The organism is Nitrosomonas sp. Is35, assembly GCF_033063295.1.
In the GTDB taxonomy this organism is placed as follows: Bacteria; Pseudomonadota; Gammaproteobacteria; order Burkholderiales; family Nitrosomonadaceae; genus Nitrosomonas.
Map to the genome: position 1 here is coordinate 758,580 of NZ_JAWJZH010000001.1, position 22,251 is coordinate 780,830.

General features: G+C 51.2%; 19 protein-coding genes. 13 read left to right on the top strand and 6 right to left on the bottom strand.

Features of this window, described 5'->3' with window-relative positions; translation table 11 throughout:
* Window positions 1-10: 10 nt before the first annotated feature.
* Window positions 11-1,387 carry an AmpG family muropeptide MFS transporter gene (locus tag R2083_RS03455; protein ID WP_317537527.1) on the bottom strand — a complete coding sequence of 459 codons (1,377 nt, stop codon included), beginning with the start codon at window positions 1,385-1,387 and terminating at the stop codon, window positions 11-13.
* The gene (locus R2083_RS03460) at window positions 1,384-2,157 is read right to left on the bottom strand and encodes an exodeoxyribonuclease III (RefSeq protein ID WP_317537528.1); all 774 of its coding nucleotides are present in this window, start codon (window positions 2,155-2,157) and stop codon (window positions 1,384-1,386) included. The genes R2083_RS03455 and R2083_RS03460 overlap by 4 nt, the downstream gene beginning before the upstream one ends.
* A gap of 27 nt (window positions 2,158-2,184) precedes the next feature.
* Between R2083_RS03460 and pyrE the strand changes: the two genes are divergently transcribed.
* Together pyrE and R2083_RS03470 are read left to right on the top strand one after the other, a co-directional pair.
* Window positions 2,185-2,829, top strand: a complete 645-nt coding sequence (pyrE, locus tag R2083_RS03465; RefSeq protein ID WP_317537529.1) for an orotate phosphoribosyltransferase — start codon at window positions 2,185-2,187, stop codon at window positions 2,827-2,829.
* Window positions 2,830-2,934: 105 nt separating this feature from the next.
* Window positions 2,935-3,549, top strand: coding sequence for a PEP-CTERM sorting domain-containing protein (locus R2083_RS03470; protein WP_317537530.1), 615 nt, complete (start codon window positions 2,935-2,937; stop codon window positions 3,547-3,549).
* 191 nt (window positions 3,550-3,740) lie between these two features.
* On the opposite strand, the gene R2083_RS03475 is transcribed toward R2083_RS03470, so the two are convergent.
* Together R2083_RS03475 and R2083_RS03480 are read right to left on the bottom strand one after the other, a co-directional pair.
* Window positions 3,741-4,043: a HigA family addiction module antitoxin gene (locus R2083_RS03475; RefSeq protein ID WP_317537531.1), complete on the bottom strand. Its 303-nt coding sequence runs from the start codon at window positions 4,041-4,043 to the stop codon at window positions 3,741-3,743.
* Window positions 4,043-4,321: a type II toxin-antitoxin system RelE/ParE family toxin gene (locus R2083_RS03480; protein ID WP_317537532.1), complete on the bottom strand. Its 279-nt coding sequence runs from the start codon at window positions 4,319-4,321 to the stop codon at window positions 4,043-4,045. Before R2083_RS03480 ends, R2083_RS03475 begins: the two co-directional genes overlap by 1 nt.
* 261 nt (window positions 4,322-4,582) lie before the next feature.
* Here R2083_RS03480 and R2083_RS03485 point away from each other — a divergent pair, with 261 nt between their 5' ends.
* From R2083_RS03485 to R2083_RS03495, 3 genes are all read left to right on the top strand, one after another.
* The gene (locus R2083_RS03485) at window positions 4,583-5,317 is read left to right on the top strand and encodes a hypothetical protein (RefSeq protein WP_317537533.1); all 735 of its coding nucleotides are present in this window, start codon (window positions 4,583-4,585) and stop codon (window positions 5,315-5,317) included.
* A gap of 187 nt (window positions 5,318-5,504) precedes the next feature.
* Window positions 5,505-5,972 (top strand): bacterioferritin, encoded by a 468-nt coding sequence (bfr, locus tag R2083_RS03490; protein ID WP_317530095.1) that lies wholly within the window; start codon window positions 5,505-5,507, stop codon window positions 5,970-5,972.
* A 325-nt stretch (window positions 5,973-6,297) separates the two neighbouring features.
* Window positions 6,298-9,111, top strand: a complete 2,814-nt coding sequence (locus R2083_RS03495) for a CHASE domain-containing protein (RefSeq protein WP_317537534.1) — start codon at window positions 6,298-6,300, stop codon at window positions 9,109-9,111.
* A 17-nt stretch (window positions 9,112-9,128) separates the two neighbouring features.
* Here R2083_RS03495 and R2083_RS03500 read toward each other — a convergent pair whose 3' ends face one another.
* Both R2083_RS03500 and R2083_RS03505 read right to left on the bottom strand, forming a co-directional pair.
* Complete coding sequence (locus tag R2083_RS03500; protein ID WP_317530097.1) at window positions 9,129-9,734, bottom strand: DUF882 domain-containing protein; 606 nt, start codon at window positions 9,732-9,734, stop codon at window positions 9,129-9,131.
* 50 nt (window positions 9,735-9,784) lie between these two features.
* Window positions 9,785-11,422, bottom strand: a complete 1,638-nt coding sequence (locus tag R2083_RS03505) for a murein L,D-transpeptidase (protein WP_317537535.1) — start codon at window positions 11,420-11,422, stop codon at window positions 9,785-9,787.
* A gap of 247 nt (window positions 11,423-11,669) precedes the next feature.
* On the opposite strand from R2083_RS03505, the gene R2083_RS03510 reads away from it, so the two are divergent.
* The 8 genes from R2083_RS03510 to R2083_RS03545 all read left to right on the top strand — a co-directional run bounded on the left by R2083_RS03510 (window position 11,670) and on the right by R2083_RS03545 (window position 22,249).
* On the top strand, window positions 11,670-12,974 hold the full coding sequence (locus R2083_RS03510) for a M18 family aminopeptidase (protein WP_317537536.1): 1,305 nt from the start codon (window positions 11,670-11,672) through the stop codon (window positions 12,972-12,974).
* A gap of 422 nt (window positions 12,975-13,396) precedes the next feature.
* Window positions 13,397-14,737, top strand: a complete 1,341-nt coding sequence (locus R2083_RS03515; RefSeq protein WP_317537537.1) for a SulP family inorganic anion transporter — start codon at window positions 13,397-13,399, stop codon at window positions 14,735-14,737.
* Between the two features lie 137 nt (window positions 14,738-14,874).
* Complete coding sequence (locus R2083_RS03520; protein ID WP_317537538.1) at window positions 14,875-15,558, top strand: response regulator transcription factor; 684 nt, start codon at window positions 14,875-14,877, stop codon at window positions 15,556-15,558.
* Entirely contained in the window at window positions 15,545-16,828 is a 1,284-nt protein-coding gene (locus tag R2083_RS03525; RefSeq protein WP_317537539.1) for a HAMP domain-containing sensor histidine kinase, read from the top strand. The genes R2083_RS03520 and R2083_RS03525 overlap by 14 nt, the downstream gene beginning before the upstream one ends.
* A gap of 35 nt (window positions 16,829-16,863) precedes the next feature.
* On the top strand, window positions 16,864-17,040 hold the full coding sequence (locus tag R2083_RS03530) for a type II toxin-antitoxin system HicB family antitoxin (RefSeq protein WP_317537540.1): 177 nt from the start codon (window positions 16,864-16,866) through the stop codon (window positions 17,038-17,040).
* Window positions 17,041-17,146: 106 nt separating this feature from the next.
* A complete protein-coding gene (locus tag R2083_RS03535; protein ID WP_317537541.1) occupies window positions 17,147-17,839 on the top strand; it encodes an abortive infection system antitoxin AbiGi family protein in 693 nt (230 codons plus the stop codon).
* Between the two features lie 58 nt (window positions 17,840-17,897).
* Entirely contained in the window at window positions 17,898-19,127 is a 1,230-nt protein-coding gene (locus tag R2083_RS03540; RefSeq protein ID WP_317537414.1) for an IS256 family transposase, read from the top strand.
* A gap of 290 nt (window positions 19,128-19,417) precedes the next feature.
* Window positions 19,418-22,249: a hypothetical protein gene (locus R2083_RS03545; protein ID WP_317537542.1), complete on the top strand. Its 2,832-nt coding sequence runs from the start codon at window positions 19,418-19,420 to the stop codon at window positions 22,247-22,249.
* The last annotated feature ends 2 nt before the right edge of the window (window positions 22,250-22,251 follow it).

Here is a 22,251-nt window from a genome sequence, read left to right on the forward strand (position 1 = left end):
TGATGGTGGTTTATTCGCTGGAATGGGCAAATGTTGCTTGTCCAGCCAGCCAAACCAGGATTAATACCGGCAGGCCCAATAGCGCAGTGGCGATGAAGAAGCTTTCGTAACCGTAAGCGTCGACGAATTGACCGCTGAAACCGGCGATGAACTTCGGCAACAGCAGCATCACCGAGCTGAATATCGCATATTGAGTCGCCGAATACGCTGAGTTGGTCAAGCCGGACAAGTAAGCGATAAAAGCACTGGAGGCGATACCGGCGGAAAGATTATCGGCCGAGATGGTAAACACCAGCCCGCTGACATCGTGGCCGCGCCCGGCTAGCCAGACAAACAGCAAATTGGTCGCGGCGGATAACACGGCACCGAGAAACAGTGTGCGCATGATGCCGATTTTTGCCGTCAGCACGCCGCCGATCGCGGCTCCGGCGATCGTCATGATCACGCCGTACACTTTGGAGATCGTGGCGACTTCGTCCTTGCTGTACCCCATATCGACGTAAAACGGATTGCTCATCACGCCCATGACGACATCGGAAATGCGGTAGATGGCGATCAATCCCAAAATCAACAAAGCCTGCCGTCCATGCCGCACGATAAAATCGCGGAATGGCGCGATCAGTGCGCCGTACAGCCACACCAGCAGATTGCCGATGCGTGCAGGCAATTGCCACTTCGCAATGGCTTGGCGGGCGATTTTCTCATTGTCGGAAAGCAACCGGCTGTACGGCACATCCGGTTCGCGGATGATCAGCGTCGTAATCATCCCGACCGCCATGCTGACCGCCATCACCAAATAAGCGAAGCGCCACGGCGCGTGGTCGTAAGTATCGGCCGTTGTATCAATCGCAGCGGCGATCCACAGCACACCGGCGGAAGCCAGAATCATCGCGATACGGTAACCGGCTTGATAAGTCGCTGCCATCGCGCCTTGTAATTCCACTGCGACGGCTTCGATGCGGTAGGCATCCAACGCGATGTCCTGAGTCGCCGAAGCAAACGCCACCGCGAGCGCGAAGAAAACTAAATGTGTCAGATTGGTGGCCGGGTCGGTCACGGCCATGCCCATCAGCGCGCAGGTAATGATGATTTGTGACAGCAACAGCCAGGCACGGCGGCGGCCCAGCCAGCGTGTCAGCAGCGGCAGCGACATGCGGTCGACCAGCGGCGACCATAGCCATTTAAAGCTGTACGCCAGGCCGATCCAGCTCAAATAGCCGATGGTTGCGCGGTCGATGCCTGCTTCGCGCAGCCAGAACGACAACGTGCCCATGATCAGCAGCAGCGGCAGCCCGGCGGAAAATCCCAGCGACAGCATGCCAAGCACGCGCGGGTGCGTGTAAACCCGCAGCGCCTGCAACCAGCTGGACGGTGCCTGAGAAGTCATAACAGGTGGTCGTAATCGACGATCAACGGCGCATGATCGGAGAAGCGTTCGTCTTTGAAAATCGAGGTGCTACGGGCTGTTTGCGCGATGGCGGGTGTGGCGATCTGATAATCGATACGCCACCCGACGTTTTTCGCCCAAGATTGGCCACGATTCGACCACCAGGTGTACTGATCGGGTTCGGTGTTCAAGCGGCGGAATACATCGACAAAACCGATTTCATCGAACACATTCGTCAGCCAGGCTCGTTCTTCCGGCAGGAATCCGGAGTTTTTCTGATTCGAACGCCAGTTTTTCAAATCGATTTCCTTGTGCGCGATATTCCAGTCACCGCACAAAATGATTTCCCGTCCGCTGGCCATCAGGCTTTGCAACACCGGAAGAAATTGCTCCAAGAAATAGAACTTTGCCGTTTGCCGATGCTCACCGCTGGAGCCGGACGGCAGATAAAGCGACACGATGCTCAGATTGCCGAAATCCGCTTGTAAAAAACGGCCTTCGGCGTCGATATCTGCAACGCCGATGCCTTCGACGATGCGATCCGGTTTTTTGCGCGTATAAATGCCCACACCGCTATAGCCTTTCTGCTCGGCGCAATGAAAATAACCGCGATAATCGTCCGGCGCTTGCATCTCGGCGGAAAGATCGGGTAACTGCGCTTTCAATTCCTGCACGCACACCACATCCGCGGTTTGTTGGGCCAGCCAGGGGAAAAAGCCTTTTTTCGCCGCCGCGCGGATGCCATTGAGGTTAAGCGTTATAATTTGCATCTTTTTTATTTCGGGATGGTTAAGTGTATGTCCGATTTCCGGCAAGCTTTCATTCAATTCGCCATCGAGCGCAACGTGCTGTGTTTTGGCGAATTTAAAACCAAAGCGGGGCGCATGTCGCCGTATTTTTTTAACGCAGGGCTCTTCAACGATGGCGAAGCCTTACGCAAACTCGGGCAATTTTACGCCAAAGCGATCGCCGATGCCGAGCTTCCGTTCGATACCCTGTTCGGTCCCGCTTATAAAGGTATCCCGTTGGTCAGCACCATCGCTATCGCGCTGGCGGAAATGGGCAAGAACTATCCATTCTGTTTCAATCGCAAGGAAGCCAAGGATCATGGCGAAGGCGGCGTACTGGTCGGCGCCCCGATGCAAGGCCGTGTGCTGATCGTAGACGATGTGATTTCCGCCGGTACCTCGGTGCGCGAATCGGTCGAACTGATCAAAACTGCCAACGCAACACCCGGCGGCGTCGTGATCGCGCTCGACCGCATGGAGCGCGGTACCGGCGAGCTTTCTGCGGTGCAGGAAGTGCAGCAGAAGCACGGTCTGACGGTCACACCGATCATCGATCTGGACGATCTGGTCGCTTATTTGCATCACCATCTGGAACTGGCGCAGCACTTGCAGGCGGTGCAACGCTACCGGGATCAGTACGGCGCGAATTATTAATTGCATTTTTCGCTACCAGGTTTGACTCTGCATTCTTCTTTCGCTACATTAACTTCTCGCAACAAAGTGTTTATTTTTAAAAAACTTTCCATAAGGAGCGTTTCAATGAAAAAATCACTCGTCAGTGCATCCTTGATGTTGTGTTTAATCGGTGGTACCTCGGCGCATGCCACAGTAACGCTGTATACCTCGCAAGCCGATTATTTGGCGGCGGTCGGAGCAACAACCACCTACATCGACTTTGCCGGATCTCCGGCGCTGACCGTCAACGGCGGCAGCTTCAGCCCGGCGGTCACGTTCGGAACCTGCGACCTCGGACTGGCAAGTTGCAGTTCCAGCGTGTTTCATAACAGCGACGGCATCACTGATACCGGCGGCGTCGCTGCACCGAATTTTGTCGCGGCAGTTGGCGGCCACTTCACCAATCCGGTGCACGCTTTTGCTTTTAACTACATCAGCGGCGGTATGGGTTCCATCGAATTGAACGGATCGACAATCGTTCCGGTTGGCAGCACAACCTCGGGATTTGTCGGCATCGTATCGACGGACCCGATTGATGGCTTTGTCGGACTCAATTACATTTTTCCCTCCACCGGCGGCCGTGACCGCTACTTCATCGACGATTTCTATATCAACCCAGTCCCGGAACCTGGCGCATGGGCGATGTTGCTCGCTGGATTGGGCTTGTTGGGATTCCGTGTGGCCAGAACTCGCGGATAGGTTTTATTTTTGAATCGAGTGGAGTCAGAGGCTGTTATGACGGGATAGGGCTCCACTCGTAAAGTAAAACCTTACAGGATCATTCCTCATAACAGCCGTTTTTATATCAAGATTGTGTTGTGTTTAAGTGTTGCAGGCGGTACGTATGTTAGGGTAAATTTTTGATAAAAAATAAAAAAGAAAAAATCTATTTAAGCGATTTCAAATTTGATTGGTTGCAAATCATCGGTATTGATTGTCTGGCGGGCTTTCCACAAATCATAATGATTTTGCAGCAACAACCAGCTTTCAGGCGATCTACCCAATACCTTGGAAAGCCGGATCGCCATTTCCGGTGAAATATCGGAAACGCCATTGATTAACCGGTTAAAAGTGCTTACAGCCACACCCAAACGCTTAGCGATTTGATTAGCGGAAATATCGCTGAACGGATCGATGTACGTTCTTTTAATCAATTCGCCGGGGTGCGGCGGGTTAAATTGCTGAATTGTCATTAGTGATAATCCTCGTAATTCACCACATAAGCATCGCCGTCTTCAAAGCGGAAAACGATGCGCCAGTTTTTATTCACATCAATGGCCCAATGGCCTTCCAGTTCGCCTTTCAGTTGATGAAGCCGGTAACCCGGGATATTCATATCGTCGATAGTCACGGCCGCATGCAGAAACGCCAGTCGATCACGGATTTTTTCAGCATGCGCGATTTGAATACCTGCCATGCTACCGGTGGTAAAGAATTTTTCCAGTCCTTTATGCTTGAAACTTTTGATCATATGGGTATGCACATTATAAGATAATTCATTGTTCTGCAATATGGAATGTAACTTGGCAGTCATTGATTCAAGGCTTGCGGTTAGAAATATCCAGGATAGTCACCTGAAGCGGATTTGGAAGCAGCGGAAAAACTGATCGATACTTGTGGCTACCATCGTCGTGATGAAGAGTTGGCCGATGCCAAGCGAGCTTTGTTCGATTGATTTTTATGAGAATATTTATTCATTTCGACATCACAAAAACAATCAAGGAGTCTGAGCATGCTGAAACAGGTTTGTATCTATATCTCCATCGTACTCCTGTCCAGTTGTGCGACGCAGCAAAGTAGCATTCAACACGATACTACCGCTGCCTATAACCGCGCAGTCGATGACGCCGCAGTAGCAGAGCAGACTGAGATCTACGATCGGCTTTTCGCCATCAATTCAGCGAATCAAGCGTTGCAATGGAAGGACGGCAAGGTGCTGGTGGTAAGCTGGAAGAGCAAGTCTTCTTTTGAATCGAACTATAAGAGCCAGACGCATACCGCGCCGCAGGAGAAGTATGTGACTTGGGTGACGGCGGCGCCCCAGTTGCAGGCGTTTTGCCGGGATTTCGTCAAAAATAATCCGCATGGGGATCTCAATCAGCGGTTGAAGCAATATTTGGGGCTCAATCCGGATTGGCATTACGAGGTGTTTATCGAGCTGTGGGTCGATCCGGCGGATGTGTTCCGGCCTTGTGTCGATCCGGAGATTGACGACGCCAGTTGTCAGCTCAAATTTGCCGAAGACAAAGTTCCAACGGTGAAGAATATCGCCGATTATCCGGCTTTCTACAAGAATCTCTATTTCAATGATTTCCGTTATCGCCCCGGCGTGCCGTGGACTGGGCTGGGTTACACCTACGATTGGGGTAATCCGGCAAGCCGTGCCGGTGCGAGTGAATATATTCTCAGCCCGGGCTCACCGTATCAAATCGAGCGGGTCGTGGAGACGGCCGAGTATTGCCGCTAATAATCAACTAAACCTAATGATAACGGTATCAAGAATTATTATCGTTTTTAATCAATAATTTGTTGTTGTTTTTGTAGATTCCGGCTCGTATAATGCCGAGTGTCTGCAAAATATTTCACGGCTCTTGTGCGCTGAGAAATCTGCCAAGAGCTGCTTGTGTCATCCAATCGCGTTAAGGAGCAACATCATGAAAGGCAATTCCAAAATTATCGATTTGCTGAATAAATTGCTGGCTGAGGAATTGACGGCCATAGATCAATATTTCGCCCATTCGCGCATGTATGAAGATTGGGGATTCAGCAAGCTGTATGAACGCATTGATCACGAAATGGACGATGAAAAGCAACATGCCGATCAGCTGGTTAAACGGATTCTGCTGCTCGAAGGCGTGCCGGTGATCGGCAACCGCAGCGCGTTGCGGATTGGCCGGGACGTGCCGGAGATGTTGCAGAATGATCTGGCGCTGGAACGTTCGGTGATTGTCGCGTTACGCGACGCTATCGCGATTTGCGAACAGGAACGCGATTATCAAACGCGGGAAATTCTCGAGAACTTGTTGGCCGAAACCGAGGAAGACCATGCGCATTGGCTGGAACAGCAATTAGGATTGATCAACCGGGTAGGGCTACAGAATTATTTGCAATCGCAGATGTGATTGTGGATGTATCGCTCATGCTGCAAGGAATGGACTGCGTCATGAGCGATCGCTTCAAACTGGTTTCGTATTCACGAAATCACGACCGGTCAGGATTCACCTGGTAGCCTGAACAATAGATCCTCAACCGGCTACCGGTTGTTGCAACGAATACCCTCTGAAATTTGTCATTGCTTGCGGAATCAGAAAAACGCATTCCGGGGTACGATTCCGCATATAATCACAACGTTAGTGCAGCTTAATCCGCTATTGGCCGGATCAATCCTCTTCTATAACCAATTTTATTTGCATGCTGGATCAGACCCGAACATCAACTGGAGTGTCTTTGAAGATCATACGGCACAATGCTTTTGCGGCTACCGGTTATGCCTTGTTAGGCTTCCTGGGGTTGTTGCTTGCGATTCCGCCGGGTTATGCGAGTCCGGTGTTTCCCGCCGCTGGTTTGGCGCTGGCGCTGACGCTGGTGTCGGGTTATCGCGTGTTACCGGGCATCTGGATCGGTTCGATGGGACTCAATATCTGGGTTGCATGGAATCATAACGTTTTCACGCAGGATAGTATCCTGATCGCTGCGTTTTTAGGCGTGGGCGCGATGCTGCAAGCCGCGATAGGGGCTTGGCTCGTGCGACGGTATATCAAGGACCGCTGGCAAACGTTGATGCGGGAACAAGAGATCTTCGCTTTTTTTCTGCTGGGTGGCCCGTTGTCTTGCGTGATTTCAGCCAGTGCCGCGCATCTGACGCTGTTTTTTTCTGGCGCTATCCATGCGGACGATATCTCCTGGTCGTGGTGGAACTGGTGGGCCGGTGATACTTTCGGGGTGCTTGTCTTCGCACCATTGTCGCTGGCTTTTTTCGGCAAGCAATCCTACTGGAAAACGCGGAAGACCGTCATTGCACCCATTACGCTGATTCTGGTGGTGTTGATCGTGACCGGGTTCGTTAACACATCGAAACTCGAAAACAGGCAACAGCAAGCGGAAATTCAAGGCATAGGACAAAACATCGCTTTCCAGTTACAGGAACGTTTCAATGCCTACAACGAAACGCTATCGGCATTGCGGCGCTTGGCCGAGCTGAATCCGGCTATGAGCTTCCAGCAATTCGATTACTTTACCCAAGAAATACTACAGGAATCTCAAGGTATTGCAGGATTAAGCTACAATTATTTTGTGCGTGACCGGGACCGGAAACACTTTGAACGGGCTCAATCAGGAGGTGTTCCCGGGGAACCTTTCCGGATAACCGAAATGGATGCGCAGGGCGAATTAACCGTAGCAAGCAAGCGGCCGGAGTATATTGTCGTGACCTATATCACGCCGCTTGGAAGCAATCAAAAAGCGATCGGTTACGATATTTATTCCAATCCTATTCGAGCAGAAGCCATTGACCGCGCCCGGCATTCCGGACGGCCAGCAGCGACCGGTCTGATCAATCTGGTACAGGATCAGCACAATAAGGCCGGCATATTGGTACTGCACCCTACCCACCGCCAGAATTTTGATCAAAATGGCAAGGAACATTCGCCGGAATTTATCGGTTTTGTGGTGGGTGCATTGAAAATTCCCGATATGGTCAACTCCGCTGTTGGTAACGTTGCAGCACCCGGTATTGTTTTTCAACTACGGGATTCTGCCGGGCAACGCGACAGTCAACTGTTGTTCAGTTCTGCGCCGGGAGTTGCAGCAGATCCTTATTTCGATTGGCGGACAACATTGATGATGGCCGATCGCAGCTGGGAATTGGTCATTTTTCCGGATGCGAAATGGCTGAGTGCGCACCGGCCATGGCAGGCGTGGGCGCTGTGCTTCGCCGGGTTGCTCGTGGCCAGCATGCTGCAAATGCTGATGCTGGTCACTACAGGCCGGACTCTGCTGATTCAGGAAACCGTCGATGAGCAGACGGCGCAATTGCGCGCGAACAGCGAAGCGCTCCGGCAAGCTATGGTCGCGGCGGAATCGGCCAATTTGGCCAAGAGCCAGTTTCTGGCCACCATGTCGCATGAAATCCGCACGCCGCTGAATGGCATTCTGGGCATGGCCTACCTGCTTCAAATGCCGGACATCAACGATAACGAGCGATTGGATTATGCCCGGGTGATCATCACTTCCGGCAATAACTTGCTGGTCATACTCAACGATATCCTTGATTTGTCCAAAATCGAGGCCGGACAGATCAAATTGGAAAGTCATGTTTTTGATCCCGGGCAACTGCTGCTGGAAACGGCGGCGTTATTTGCCGAGAGTGCGAATACGAAAGGACTGGCACTGGATGTGTCATGGCACGGAGAGCCGCACATGCGCTACTGCTCGGATTCGTTCAGAATAAGCCAGATGCTGGCCAATCTGGTCAACAATGCCATCAAGTTTACGCCGCAAGGTTTCGTGCGTATCGAAGCACGCGAACTCAGAAGTGCATCCGCGGAAACCTTGCTGGAATTTGTGGTGACCGATAGCGGCATTGGCATTCCCGCGGACAAGTACGATAAATTGTTTAAACCATTCTCCCAAGTGGATGCCTCGACCACCCGTCAATACGGCGGTACCGGTCTTGGATTATCCATCGTGCATCATTTGGCCAAATTGCTGGGAGGCAGCGTTGGCGTCGAAAGCCAGGAAGGCAAGGGCACGAGAATATGGTTCCGGGTCCGTGCTAACCCGGCCAGTGGCGGCGATGCAGACAATCTTGCCGCAAGCGATACCCGTATCACCGGCGAAGTGCCGGTAAGAACAGCTGCTCCGCAAACCGGGGTGATTTTAGTGGCTGAAGATAATGCGATCGGCCGCACGGTCATCGTTGCTTTACTGGAGAAACAAGGATTCCGCTGCAAAGTTGTTGAAAATGGACAGGAAGCGGTGAATGCAGTGATACAGGGATTGCAACCGGCGCTTGTGCTGATGGATTGCGAAATGCCGGTGATGAACGGGTATCAAGCGACAGAGAAAATCCGGCAATGGGAACGGGAAACCGGAAACACGCATCTACCCATTATCGCCTTGACTGCGAATGCCTTCGAGGATAACCGTCAGCGCTGTTTTGCCGCAGGCATGGATGATTTTCTGACCAAACCCGTCAATATGAATCTGCTGGTGGTGACGCTGAACAAGTGGATCAACCGGCACACCGGCTCCAATCGCTAGAAAGATTATTCAATCCGTTACCAGTAACGGAAATTGCCCGTATCCAAGTGAACAAAGTTGGAAGAAGGATAATAACCGACGCCACCGGCTTGCAGTGACATCGCAGCAGAACGGATATCGGAGAGTTTGCGGCCTGGCAGGCGGATGTCGATGGCTTTGCCGTGCGTATGCATGCTGTTTTTGGCGACGCCGCCGCTTTGTTCGGCCAGTTTGGCATTGGTGGCAGGTGAACGGTAGGCGGAGATGACATGGAATTCTTGCCGGGTGCCTAAGCGGTGTTGCAATAAATAGAGTAAGTCGAACAGGTCGGGATCGATGGAACGCCGGTCGCCGGTGCGGTGATCGCGCAATACGTGGTTGATCGCGCGCATGCCTTCGGGAATATAGCGGCCATTGGCCCAAAACACGGCTTGTGTGCGCTCGCCGGTATGTAAGTTAAGGAAACTGAGTTTCTTTTCAAATGGTCTTCTGATTGCTGCATGCACGGTCGATGCCGTCATGGGTAGCGCCAGTGCGGCGCATGCGCCTAATCCTGCACGTAAAAAACGGCGGCGGCTTAATTCTGGTGTTTGTTCTGATTCTGATTTTGATGAGTTTGCTTGATTGAATAAACTTCGTATCATCGGCTGTTTTCTCCCTGAAAATCTTGCGAATGTGTGCGAATAATCAATTGCTACCAGCGAGCATAACGCAAAGTGCTTGAATCCCGGTCATAAATATCGGGGTAAAAATGTACTAATTTGTCTGGCCCATTAGTCCAGGCCGTAATATACACTAAGTAAATCGGCAGCGGTTTAGGTAAATGCGTGGTGATGGTTTTGTCGCCTTCCATGTTTTCCGTGAATTTTTCCCATAAACTTTCTTTGTTCAAAGCGAAAGCCGCCAATTCCAGCGGTTTTTCCAGCCGGATGCAGCCGGAGCTGAATGTGCGGATATCTCTCTGGAACAGCGATTTGGATGGCGTATCGTGCAGATAGATATCGAAAGAATTGGCGAACATGAACTTGAGCCGGCCCAGTGCGTTGTGTTTGCCGGGATCCTGGCGCAGAACATAAGGGAATCCTCGCTTGAGGCTATGCCAGTCGATGGTGTCCGGGTCGATGGGTTCGCCGTTGCGGTTATTGCCGGGATAAATCTTGAAACCGCCATTCGTGAAGAACATCGGGTCGCTTTGCTGCTTTGGCAGCAAGTCCTTGGTGGCGATACTCACCGGAACGTTCCAATAGGGATTGATCACCATGTGCGACAACGCGCCGTTGAAACTGGGCGTGCTGCGGTAATCGCGCCCGACGATGATGCGCATATCCAGCACTTGCTCGTCGTTTTCAAACGCGGAAAGCTTGAAACCGGCGGTATTCACCAGCAAATAGCGCGCCCCCAAATTTTCCGGCAGCCAGCGCAAGCGCTCCATGTTGATGCGCAGCTGGCGGATTTTCCAGGTCAGCGGCCGGTTCATGGCGCGCAGGGTGTTTTTGCCGATCACGCCATCGCTGTTCAAACCATGCTGCGCTTGAAAGGCCTTGACCGCCGTCACCAGCTCGGGATCGTAGTGCTGATTTCCGCTGGCGGCGATGTGATATTCGGCAACACCGTCGGCCGCATACGCTTGCAGCATGCGCTGACGGATCAAGGGAATGTGCGGGTGTGTGTCGCCCGGCCGTATCGAGGGTGAACTGGGAATATGCACCCACTCGGTGTGATTACCGGCGAGCTGGCGGTAGTGTGCCAATGTTTGCTTGAGCGACTGATAACCGGGATGCTTCGGGGATAGTTCATCGAACGCTTGGTGCAAGCGGTTTTTCTTGAGCGCTTCCTGCAAGAATGCGACGGCATCGAAGGTACGCTGTGGGATGTGCCAATCCTTGTCAGCCGCGGCGGCTGTCAAATGACCGCGCGCTAAATCCCGCGCCAGCATCAGCACGGCATGCGTTGTCAGCACTTCCAGCTCGACTGCTGCGGATGAAGATCGTCCGGCGTGATGCTGCAATTGCTGTAAATGTTGTAGTTGATAATCTTCGCTATCCAGCCCTTCGGTTTCCGCGCTGGCGATAAACGTTAACGCCGTGTCGAGCAAAGCCGATGCCGGGTTTGCCGTGACCCATACCGGCTGGGAATTCCGCGCGGCATAGAATCGTTGCAAGTCGGCAAGCCCGTTTTTGTTTAGCGAAAGCGCCGAAGGTTTTGCGAGTTGCCGTTCGATTTCTTTTGCATCCGCGATCAGCGCGAGGGTGATCGATGGATTGAACAGAAGAAACAAACAACAGAAAAACTGAAAATGCGGTAAGAAAAGTTTATTTTGAAAGCGGGGCACGCAGCGGTTCCTTTGCTGGACAGTGTTATTAAATGTAGTTGCCGGGATTTTATCATCAATGCCGTGTTGCCACGTACCGGCCTGAAAGGTGCAATCACCGCTCATTTCTAAATTTTTGCGATCATTGGCTCCAAACATTTTCTGACAGCAGCGCATTTGACTGTATCCCCGCCTTTCCGTATATTTTTCCCGCAACAAAAACGGTTTCCCGTTTCCCTGTATAAATCATTGAGAAAAAATACCAATCATGACAGCCCAACAACACGTGCAGCATTTGCTGGATTTCATCGACCAAAGCCCGAGCCCCTGGCATGCGGTGGCTACGGTCGAAGCGGCGATCCAGGCAGCGCAATTTGTCCGCCTCGACGAAACCGCCAAATGGTCATTGCAAGCAGGCGGGCGATACTATGTCGTGCGCGACGATTCGTCGATTGTGCTGTTCGTGTTGGGAAATAAAGCCCCGGCTGAGTCGGGCTTCAAGATAGTGGGCGCGCATACCGATTCGCCCGGATTCCGCATCCGGCCGAACGCCGCGACCGCGAGCGACGGCCTTGCCCGGCTAGGCGTCGAAATTTACGGCGGACCGATCCTTGCGACCTTTGCCGATCGCGATTTGAGTTTGGCCGGGCGGATCAGCTACCTCGACGAGAAAGGAAATCTCGCATATAAACGGGTGCGCTTCGACCGGCCGTTGCTGCGTTTGCCGAATCTGGCGATTCACATGAACCGGGGTGTCAATGAGGATGGTTTGAAGTTTCACAAGCAGAATGAATTGCCGCTGCTGTTCGCGCAATTGACCGGCGGCCAGTTACCGAAACCTTACTTTTTGCAACTGCTGGAACAAGCAACGGGCATCGGCGCCAAGCAACTGTTGTCGTGGGATCTGGCGGTGTACGATACGCAGAAGGGTGCGTTCTGGGGTGCGAACGAGGAATTTTACGCCGACAGCCAGATCGACAACCTGGCTTCCTGTCACGCCGCGCTGCAAGCCATGCTGGACGATAGCGTGCTGAACCATGCGGAAAGTACTTTGGTGTGCGCGTTTTTCGATCACGAGGAAATCGGCAGCGAAAGCCATATTGGCGCCGGTGGCAGCTTCTTGTCCGATGTGTTGCAGCGTATCAGCATCGCAGCTTCATCCGAGCGCGAAGACACGGCACGGGCGCTGGCACAGAGTTTCTTGATCAGCGCGGACATGGCGCATGCTTATCACCCCAACTTTCCTTCGGCGTACGACGCCGACCATCGCGTTTTCGTCAACAAAGGCCCGGTGATCAAATCCAACGCCAACCGCCGCTACAGCTCCGAAAGCGTGTCGATTGCGCATTTCATCCGCTGGTGCGAGGAAGCCGGTGTTCCCCATCAACGCTACTCGCATCGCAGCGACCTGCCGTGCGGCAGCACCATCGGCCCGATCGCCTCGGCGAAACTCGGCATCCGCAGCGTCGATATCGGCTGCCCGATGTGGGCCATGCACAGCGTCCGGGAAAGCGCCGGTGTGCAGGATCATGAATATATGATTCAAGTGTTGAAGCGGTTTTTTAGCGATTAGGCACGGCAATTATTTCAAGAGTGTAAGCGCTTTTAAGGCGCTTACAGTTGTTGTAGCGAATTCCACCATCATATCGTGCCAGTTTCAGCGCTGCGCATCGTTCACAACCCCAGTGCAAGTACCGCAACAATGGATTGATTCGTCTGTTGTGGCCGTAGTCTGACTTTCTTTTAAGTATCTTTGTCCTTAGGAAAGCGTGAATATCCGCGGGTGATAAGGAATATCAAGCTATTTTGGTGTTTTTTTAACAAAGCCTTAACAGAGATTTTACGAAAATTTTACATCAATTAAGATATAAGTAAACTGTCAAAGCAATAGAGTGTATTACCGGCAATAAGTTAGAGGAGAATTACGCAATGGGGCCTCGAATATTAAATCTCTTGTTGTCCATTGTCATTTAATTTTATTGGGGGGAACAGTTTATGAAATCGCAAACAATAGAGAAATTGTTGCCTGGCGAACAAACAGCTACAGCTCCTGTAGCGAAGAAAGCCGGTTCCGCCGCTTTTCAATCGCAATACCTGTTACGCGATACTGCCGCAGGCTTCATTACCGGTGCAATGGCGATTCCGCTAACGGTCGGTATTGCGATCATGTCCGATTACCCAATCAAAGTGGGGCTGGCAACGGTCGCTTTTGCTTCCTTCATTGGCTGGATTAATGCCTGGTTCAAGCCAGGTAACTACATCGGTTCACCGGGTATCGCCGCGGGTTTGGCGCCGGTGCTGGCAATGGGCGTTGCTACTTTTGGCTGGGAAAATATGGCGTTTTGTATTTTTCTGACGGCGGTCATGCAAGCCATTATCTGGAAATTCAATTGGCAGCGGTACCTGCTGGTCGCCGTTCCGGTTTATCTGGTGGAAGGATTGCTGGCCGGTGTGGGATTAAAAATATTGCTGAAGTTTTCGGAATTTACTTATGAAATTTCAGATACGCAGGTTACCGAGGAATTCTGGAATAGTGCGCGTATTCAAATGGTAGCGATCTCAGGTGCGGGTCTTGCGGTATTTTTATTGCTATTCTCCAAATTTAAGAATACGCAACCTGCCATTCCCTATTTCGTGCTCATTGTCGGCGGTGTCATCTTGGCCCGGTTTGTCAACGTGCCGATGATTTCCGTGCAAGATGTCGATCTTCATTTGCGCTTGCCATTGCCGCAAGCAGACGTATCTTTCTTGATGCTGGCCTATATGGTGCTGTTTTGTGCCATGCTGGCGATTGTTGACGTCATCGAACAGGTCATGAGTAATGCGGCGATCGAGAAAATCGATCCATTACAGCGCAAAACCAATAGCAATAATAGTTTGCTGGCTATCTGGATTGCCAATCTGGGGTCCAGCTTCTTTCATGGCATGACCAATCTGGACGGTTTGGCTAAAAGCACGACGAATAAGCTCGCCGGAGCAATGACCAAGTTTTCCGTGTTGATCATAGGATCAGTGGTTTGCTTCTTTACCTTCAATACCCATTATCTTAACTATTTGCCCAAGTTCTCACTGGCGGCGATCATGATGTTTACCGGGTACAAAATGATTGCCGGATTGGTGCATGTGACGCACTATGGTCCTTATGCGGTGGTACTTTCTTTTTTAACCGCTGGGCTGGTTTATAAAGTGGGTATTTTTGAAGGTTTGCTGATTGCAATGGTATTACACGGTATCATTCATTTTATGGTGTTTACCAAACACGACAACTTGTCAGGCAAAACGGTCGTTAAGCGGTACTTTGATAATCTAAGGAAAGATAGCAGCAATCTGCAGTAACATTTCGTTGTTATTTTCTTAGGAATCAGCGTACAGGGGGCGGACTAGCAAATCCGCCCTTCGTTGGCTGGGCGATGCGAAGCTGCTTGGCGGAAACCTGATTAATTCTTCTGGATTTTATTGGGTAAGGATGCGTCATGAAAGTGCTTGTCATAGAAGATAACCAAGATATCGCTGCCAGTATTCGCGATTATCTGGAGAACTTAAACTACTCAGTCGACATAGCCAGCGACGGTATGACCGGATTGAATCTGGCGATTACGAAAGATTATTGCGTGATCATTCTGGATCTCGGGTTACCGGATATCGATGGCATTGATATTTGCTACCGTATTCGCCATGACGCACGCCGCACAATTCCGGTGCTCATGTTAACCGCAAGAAGTTTACTGGAGAATAAATTAGAAGGTTTTGAATCAGGTGCGGATGATTATTTGGTCAAGCCTTTTTCCTTGAAAGAACTCGCAGCCCGGATCAAAGTATTATCCGAACGCATTGCCCGTGTGCCGGATGCACGATTGCAGATCGGCGATCTCACGCTCGATGCGAGCACGCACGAAGTCTATCGCGCGGGCAAACGGATAGAACTCAGCTCGTCATTATTCCGGTTACTCATGTATCTGATGCAGAATCCACACCGCGTCATTACCAGGGAAGAATTGGAGCGTGCCGTTTGGCAGGGTCATCCGCCAGACAGCGATGTTTTGCGAACCTATCTTTTTAATCTCCGGCAGCTCGTTGACCGGCCGTTTGATCAGCCGCTTTTGCATACGGTACGCGGTTTCGGGTTCAAGATTACGGACAGGAATGCAGAAGACTAAACGGCTGAGCCGCAGCATTATCCTGTCGTTTCTATTACTGGGTACCGTGATCACACTGTTACTCGGTTTGAGTCTGGTCGTTGCATTGAAAACGATTGAAATCAACATACTCGATGAAATACTGCATGCCGAGCTTAAACGGTTCCAGCAGCAAGGCAATGACGCACAGAAATCCGGATTCTCGCATTCGCGCTCAACCATCGTCATTTATTCCGCACTGCCGGACGAAACGGATACTATTCCAGAATACCTGCGTAACCTTCCTCGCGGCATTCACGATGTCACATACAATGGCCGGGACTATCGCGTGCTGGTCGAAGATATCGGTGATGCGCGTTATGCCATCAAATTTGACGACACCAGCATCCATAAGCGTGAACTTGAATTCATCCGTCTCGTTGGATTGTGTGCATTCATTACCTTGCTGATCGCGTTTATCTTTGGCTGGGGAATGGCGCATTATGTGATCAGCCCCATCAGACGGCTGGCCTATCAAGTCATGGCGTTTAAGAATCAACCCGGCGAGGTTCTTGATTTATCCGAATTTGGCAATGACGAGATAGGCGTTCTGGCGCACAAACTACAGCATTATCATCAGCAATTACAGCAACTGCTGAGCCGCGAGAAAGAGTTTGCCAGCAACGTCAGTCATGAGTTACGAACACCCGTTACCAGCATCAGCATGGCGGCAGAGGTATTGGCGACTAAAAAGGATTTGTCCGCGGCGGAACATGAGCGGATTCAGCGCATTCAACGCGCCGCCGGAGAGATGTCCGAGCTGATCGAAACTTTCTTGATATTGGCGCAGATTCATAACGAACCGACGGATATTGGCACGCACGAAATGGGGCCTATCGTCCGCAAAGTGATCGAGCAGCAACGGGTGTGGCTGGGCAATAAGCCGGTTGAAGTTGTTGTCGAGGAGAATGGCCGGCTAGCCGTATCCGCGCCTTCCGGAATCCTAAGCGTTTTAGTCGCCAATCTGGTGCGCAATGCATTCCGTTATACCGAACGGGGAAGTGTCGTGGTGACGCTGGAACCCGATCAATTAACCGTTACCGATACCGGTGTGGGTATCGATCCCGTGATGCAAGCGCAAATATTCAAAGGTTATGCGGTATACAATCCCAACAACTCGGATAGAGTCAGACTGGGTTTGTCTATCGTTCAGCGCATCTGCGAGCATTACAACTGGACCATTTCGGTTGAAAGCACAAAGGGGCGAGGTAGCCGGTTTACGGTTAAGGGCTTCGGAAGAGAAAGAGGTTAGATATAATCCTAACAAAACTGACAGTGAATAAAATCATGGAACTATCCGCAGTATTGACACCGGCACCGGAAGGCGGTTATGTTGTTTTTAGCTCAGAAATCGGCACGACCACGCAAAGTGAAACCGTTGGAGAAGCATTGGCCAACTTAGTCGAAGCAACCGGACTTTACCTTGAAGAATTTCCGGTGAATATCCATCTCGTGCATTGCTAACAACCTTCCAGATTCCCTGGGCATATTTAAATTGCAGGTTGTTTTAGGAATGGAAGCAAGCGAAGTACTTCAAATAAACTATTCATCAGAATAAACTATACGCGCCATGTCTATAATTTCCGACAATCTTATACATTTTCTTGCTCGTTCTACTAAAGATAATCCCTTAAGACAACTTGAGGTATGTACGCAAATATTTGAACAAGGACTGCGTACTTCTGTAATGCAGGTTAAGTTCCCGGATGGTTCATTTGTTTTTAATCAAGTTATTTGCTTTACAGATATTCCTCTGAAGGAATGTGATGATCATACGTCTATTTACGGTAAATTTGGCATCGGATTTAAGAAGTCATTTGTGAAAAATGCTGGTGGTAATCCAGCAAGATACTTTGTTGATTACGCTACAGGTAGTCATAATAATGAAAGACGAGGAGTTCCCTATTTGAATCTTTGGGAGCAATTTAAGTTCGTGATGGCGCTACGTAATCAGTTAGCGAATGATTCTGAGTTTAAGCTTCTGAATAAAGACGGAGAAGTTGTGTTTACTACAGAAATGCTGAATCAATATGTGAGTAGTGCGATCTATGCCTTTTCTTTTGATAAAGAAATGGGTGATCTTGGTCCTGCTCGTGACGAAACTAAAGAAATTGATCTTTACTATAAAGAGCGGGAATGGCGACTTGTTCCGTCAGCAGTTGACTTGCAGCTTGGTATTGTTGATGAGATAAGTAATGAAGCTTATTACAAGTTTAATCGTAGTGATGTGAATATGGTTGTTGTTCCAAATGAGGGGGTGTAAATAATTTTGTGTAAATGGTCATATTGCAGGAAACTGCTTATATATATTTGGAGTAAAAATGACCACACCCAAACCCCTGCCGGCCGGCTTAATTGATAGCCTGCTGGCCGATTACAAAAAGCCAGAAGATTTAATCGGTGAGCATGGTCTTCTCAAGCAACTCACCAAAGCGTTGGTTGAACGTGCCTTGCAAGCAGAAATGGCCGATCATCTTGGTCACGATAAGCACGAAACGGTAGTCAATGCCACTGGCAATACCAGAAATGGTAAAAGCCGTAAGACCCTGAAAGGTGAATTCGGTGAGTTACCCATCGAGATCCCCCGTGACCGTGAGGGCAGCTTCGAGCCTCTGATCATTTCCAAGCATCAGACCCGCTGGGCGGGCTTTGATGACAAGATCCTCTCGCTGTATGCCCGTGGCATGACAGTGCGTGAAATCCAACAGCACCTCACTGAAATGTATGGCACAGAAGTATCGCCTACGCTCATTTCTACGGTCACTGATGGCGTAATGGATGAAGTGAAGCAGTGGCAATCCCGGCCTCTCGATGCGGTGTATCCTGTGATCTATCTCGATTGTATCCATGCCAAAGTTCGTGACGCTGGTAGCGTTCGTACCAAAGCGATTTACCTGGCGATCGGCATTAACATGGAGGGCCATAAAGAAATACTGGGCTTATGGATTGCTCAGACCGAGGGTGCCAAGTTCTGGCTCAGCGTTGTCACTGAACTCAAAAATCGTGGCGTGCAAGATATCTTTATCGCCTGTGTCGATGGCTTAAAGGGCTTTCCCGAAGCGATTGAAACCATCTATCCACATGCCATTGTACAACTCTGTATCGTGCACATGGTTCGTAATAGTCTCAACTACGTCGGCTGGAATAAACGCAAGGAAGTAGCTGCTGATTTACGTTTGGTCTACAGCGCCGCCACGATTGATGAGGCTGAACACGCGTTAGCCGACTTTGAAGATAAATGGAACTATGCTTATCCACCGATCGCCCGATCTTGGCGCAATAACTGGCAACGCATCATTCCATTCTTCGACTACCCGCCTGAGATACGGCGCATTATTTACACCACCAATGCGATTGAGTCAGTCAATATGAGCCTACGCAAAGTCAGCAAAAACCGTGGATCGTTTCCCAACGATGAAGCCGTGATCAAATTGTTTTATTTGGCTCTCAGCAATATCGCCAAAAAATGGTCTATGCCACTAAGAGATTGGAAACCGGCACTAAACAGGTTTACTATTCAATTTAACGAAAGAATGCCTCGGCATTATTAACCACCGTTTACACAAAATCTAGGACCCCCCCTTTTTAGTGGTGTGCTGTCAGATCCAGAGAAATTGCCTAGTACGTTTGACGGCCTTGAGCAAATTGCCACCATAATTAAAAGTATTAAAAGCACTTCATAATTGCGTTTTTCCAGTTTTCACCTTAGTCGCTCGATCTCGGTTAAAAAGAACAGGTTTGCTGCTCTCGCCGTTTGACGTCCCCGCCGCTTTTGCCTATAGTCGTAATTAGATGTGTTCCCGATCCTTACTGGCAATATTCTACGAAAGGAGCATCCGTCATGAAGAAAATCAACGACTTTTCACGGTACAAAAATATCCTGCCTTACGATAGCGAGATCTTCGGAGTGTATCAGCCCATGATCGGCTGGAAATCCAAGCGTATCAAGCAGCGCATGGACAAGGGGTTCAGCGCGGATTTGAGCAAGGTGCGCGATCAGCTGTTCAAGCGTTTCCGCGGCGATTTCGAGATGGTGCTGGACGAGCGTGGCGTGTTGCAGAAAATATCGCGGCTGGAAATGGGCGTTAGCGATGTGCCGCGTAAGGGGGCCCATGGTGCAATGGGTAGTTTTGTCATTGAGAATCTCACGCGCGAGTTGCCGCCGCTGGAGCGTTACGATGAGCGCATGTGGGACAAGCTGATCGATGCGGATCGCATCAAGACGACGCTGAACCAGGAAGTGATTCCCAAGGTGACGGAATGGTACAAGACCGCGCAGGATGCGCAGGCGAATCCTCGTAGCGTGGAGGCTGCCAACGAACTGGCGGCGGAGCAGTTGCAGCGCGAATCGACGGTGGCGGGTTATGTGCTGCACTTGAAGCAAACCAAGCAGTACGACACCCTCAAACAGTTGTTCTACAAGCAGGACAATCAACTGGCGAATCTGCAAAAGCTGCTCAGTTTCAAGGACCCGCTCGATTACATGGATCCGTTCAAGGATCTCGACCGGGCTGGGTTGTCGCCCATCGGTATCGTGCATTTGTTCCGCCAGTATTTCTTTGAATTCGACACGTTCCTCGGTCCGGCGGTCGGGCATGTGTGGCTCAGTCCGGGCAGCAGCGTGGAACTGGTCGAAGTCAGCACGCGTCGGACGTTGGTCGAGCGCACGCTGGAAACATCGCTGGAAACGGTGCTGAGAACCGAAAAGTCGCTGACCGAGGAAGACGAGTTGTCGCAGGCGGTGAAAGAAGATAACAAATCCGATACCAAATTCGGCATGAACGCCACCGCCAATCAAAGCTGGATCGGCGGCAGCGCCAGCGCGTCCGCCAGCATCGATATGGCTAATACGCAATCGAAGGCACGCGAAGTCTCGCACAAGCACATGCGCCAGCAGACCGAAAAAATTTCCACTGAGATCCGCAAGAATTATAAATCCACTTTCCGCACCGTGACCGAAACCACCGATACCTCGAGCAAGCGCTACGTGTTGAACAACACCACCCAAGATCTGCTCAATTATGAAATGCGCCGCAAAATGCGCCAGGTCGGCGTGCAGGTGCAGGATATCGGCACGTATTTGTGCTGGCAGACGTATGTCGACGATCCGAGCCGCCAGCTCGGTATCGCCAAGCTGGTGCATCTGGCCAAAGGGCCCGAGGTGGGCGAGATACCGCCGCCGGAAGCGATTCCAATGCCGCAGCCGGTCACGACCGACTTGAGCATCGATATTCCGTTTGTGCCGAAAACCGAGGATACGCTGCCGGAAGACGATATGGACGAAGTGTACCGCGAAGGCAAGGAAGTGAATCTGGATGACAATGAAGGCGAACCGGAGCAGATTCAATGGAAGTTTGGCGGTTTCAAGGCGCAATGCGATCAGCCGGGTTACGAATACGGTGAAGCCGGTTTCATCAGCTTTGACTATGGCGGCAGCGATATCCGCTTACAGTTGGACGAAGTGCAGGAAGACACGCCCGGCGCGATCCGTTTTTCCGTCAGGGTCAAGCATGTGAACTTCCACAATGTGTCGCCGTTGCGCGTGATTGCCAAGATTACCTGGCAACCGGGCAAAAAGCTGAACGACGAGGTCACCGCGCAGAATGAACTGAAAATCAAGGAATTCAACGAGAAAACCAAGTTTGAGTACGAACAAGCGTTTGTTGAAGCGGCGCGCGACCGCATCAACAAGATGTCGCGCATCGAAACGCGCAAGTTCGAGGATTTGCGCGAGGAAGAACGCATCGTGGTGTACCGCAGCCTGATCCAGGATATGCTGACCAAGGGGCTGCCGATGCCGGACGACCGCACGCGGCATGTGGTGTCGGAACTGCTGAATACAATTTTCGATATCGACAAGATGCTGTACTTCGTTGCACCGGAATGGTGGCGGCCGCGCTTGCACCACAGTCATCAAGGCTTGGGCGGTATCCGCAAACCGTCTTCCGTTACGCCCGCGCCGGTGAGCACCGCCGCTGCGGGGGGCTCTGTTCATACGCAAATCAAGAGCAAAGCGGCCAAGAACCTGATCACCGTTGCGGCTGCGGTAGCGGAAAACACGCGAATTGCGTCGATGGATACCGTGACCTGGGGCGGGGTGCACGATAACCGGGTGGATAACTACTACATTACCGAAGAATCCGATCCCGCCAAGCTGGGGTCATCATTGGGCTGGCTGTTGCAACTCGATGGCGACAACATGCGCAATGCGTTCCTGAATGCGCCGTGGGTCAAAGCCGTGATTCCGATCCGTCCCGGCAAGGAGCGCGCGGCGATGAACTGGTTGCAGCGCTTGCATGTGGAGGGCACCGAAGGGCTGGACGATAACTACGTCGCACCTGCGGATGAGCTGGCCAAAATCCCGCACAGCGGCCCGAACGTGACGATCCGCGATGCCATCAATCATTTGTGCGATGTGGTCGCGGACAAGCACGCCAAGTCGATGAAAGTGGGGCGATATCCCGGCGATGAAATCAACGACGATAACCGCGTTTCCGCTACGCCGGTCGACAAGGTCTACGAGCATGGTTTTTATCCGCTGCAAGGCGGCTTCCGTGCGTTGCAGGGCGGTGAAGATTTTGAGGTCTTCGATCAATGGGTGGAAGTGCTACCGACCGATCAAGTGGTGCCGGTACCGGTGGCTTACGATCCGAAAACCGGACGGCAGTTGTAGGC

Excerpts from the sequence above, each read along its gene's own strand:
- R2083_RS03515 (WP_317537537.1), top strand. The coding sequence starts at position 13,397 with ATGAAATCGCAAACAATAGAGAAATTGTTGCCTGGCGAACAAACAGCT.
- R2083_RS03475 (WP_317537531.1), bottom strand. The coding sequence starts at position 4,043 with ATGACAATTCAGCAATTTAACCCGCCGCACCCCGGCGAATTGATTAAA.
- pyrE (WP_317537529.1), top strand. The coding sequence starts at position 2,185 with ATGTCCGATTTCCGGCAAGCTTTCATTCAATTCGCCATCGAGCGCAAC.
- R2083_RS03480 (WP_317537532.1), bottom strand. The coding sequence starts at position 4,321 with ATGATCAAAAGTTTCAAGCATAAAGGACTGGAAAAATTCTTTACCACC.
- R2083_RS03520 (WP_317537538.1), top strand. The coding sequence starts at position 14,875 with ATGAAAGTGCTTGTCATAGAAGATAACCAAGATATCGCTGCCAGTATT.
- R2083_RS03545 (WP_317537542.1), top strand. The coding sequence starts at position 19,418 with ATGAAGAAAATCAACGACTTTTCACGGTACAAAAATATCCTGCCTTAC.
- R2083_RS03455 (WP_317537527.1), bottom strand. The coding sequence starts at position 1,387 with ATGACTTCTCAGGCACCGTCCAGCTGGTTGCAGGCGCTGCGGGTTTAC.
- R2083_RS03540 (WP_317537414.1), top strand. The coding sequence starts at position 17,898 with ATGACCACACCCAAACCCCTGCCGGCCGGCTTAATTGATAGCCTGCTG.
- R2083_RS03460 (WP_317537528.1), bottom strand. The coding sequence starts at position 2,157 with ATGCAAATTATAACGCTTAACCTCAATGGCATCCGCGCGGCGGCGAAA.
- R2083_RS03470 (WP_317537530.1), top strand. The coding sequence starts at position 2,935 with ATGAAAAAATCACTCGTCAGTGCATCCTTGATGTTGTGTTTAATCGGT.
- R2083_RS03535 (WP_317537541.1), top strand. The coding sequence starts at position 17,147 with ATGTCTATAATTTCCGACAATCTTATACATTTTCTTGCTCGTTCTACT.
- R2083_RS03530 (WP_317537540.1), top strand. The coding sequence starts at position 16,864 with ATGGAACTATCCGCAGTATTGACACCGGCACCGGAAGGCGGTTATGTT.
- R2083_RS03500 (WP_317530097.1), bottom strand. The coding sequence starts at position 9,734 with ATGATACGAAGTTTATTCAATCAAGCAAACTCATCAAAATCAGAATCA.
- R2083_RS03485 (WP_317537533.1), top strand. The coding sequence starts at position 4,583 with ATGCTGAAACAGGTTTGTATCTATATCTCCATCGTACTCCTGTCCAGT.
- R2083_RS03510 (WP_317537536.1), top strand. The coding sequence starts at position 11,670 with ATGACAGCCCAACAACACGTGCAGCATTTGCTGGATTTCATCGACCAA.
- bfr (WP_317530095.1), top strand. The coding sequence starts at position 5,505 with ATGAAAGGCAATTCCAAAATTATCGATTTGCTGAATAAATTGCTGGCT.
- R2083_RS03525 (WP_317537539.1), top strand. The coding sequence starts at position 15,545 with ATGCAGAAGACTAAACGGCTGAGCCGCAGCATTATCCTGTCGTTTCTA.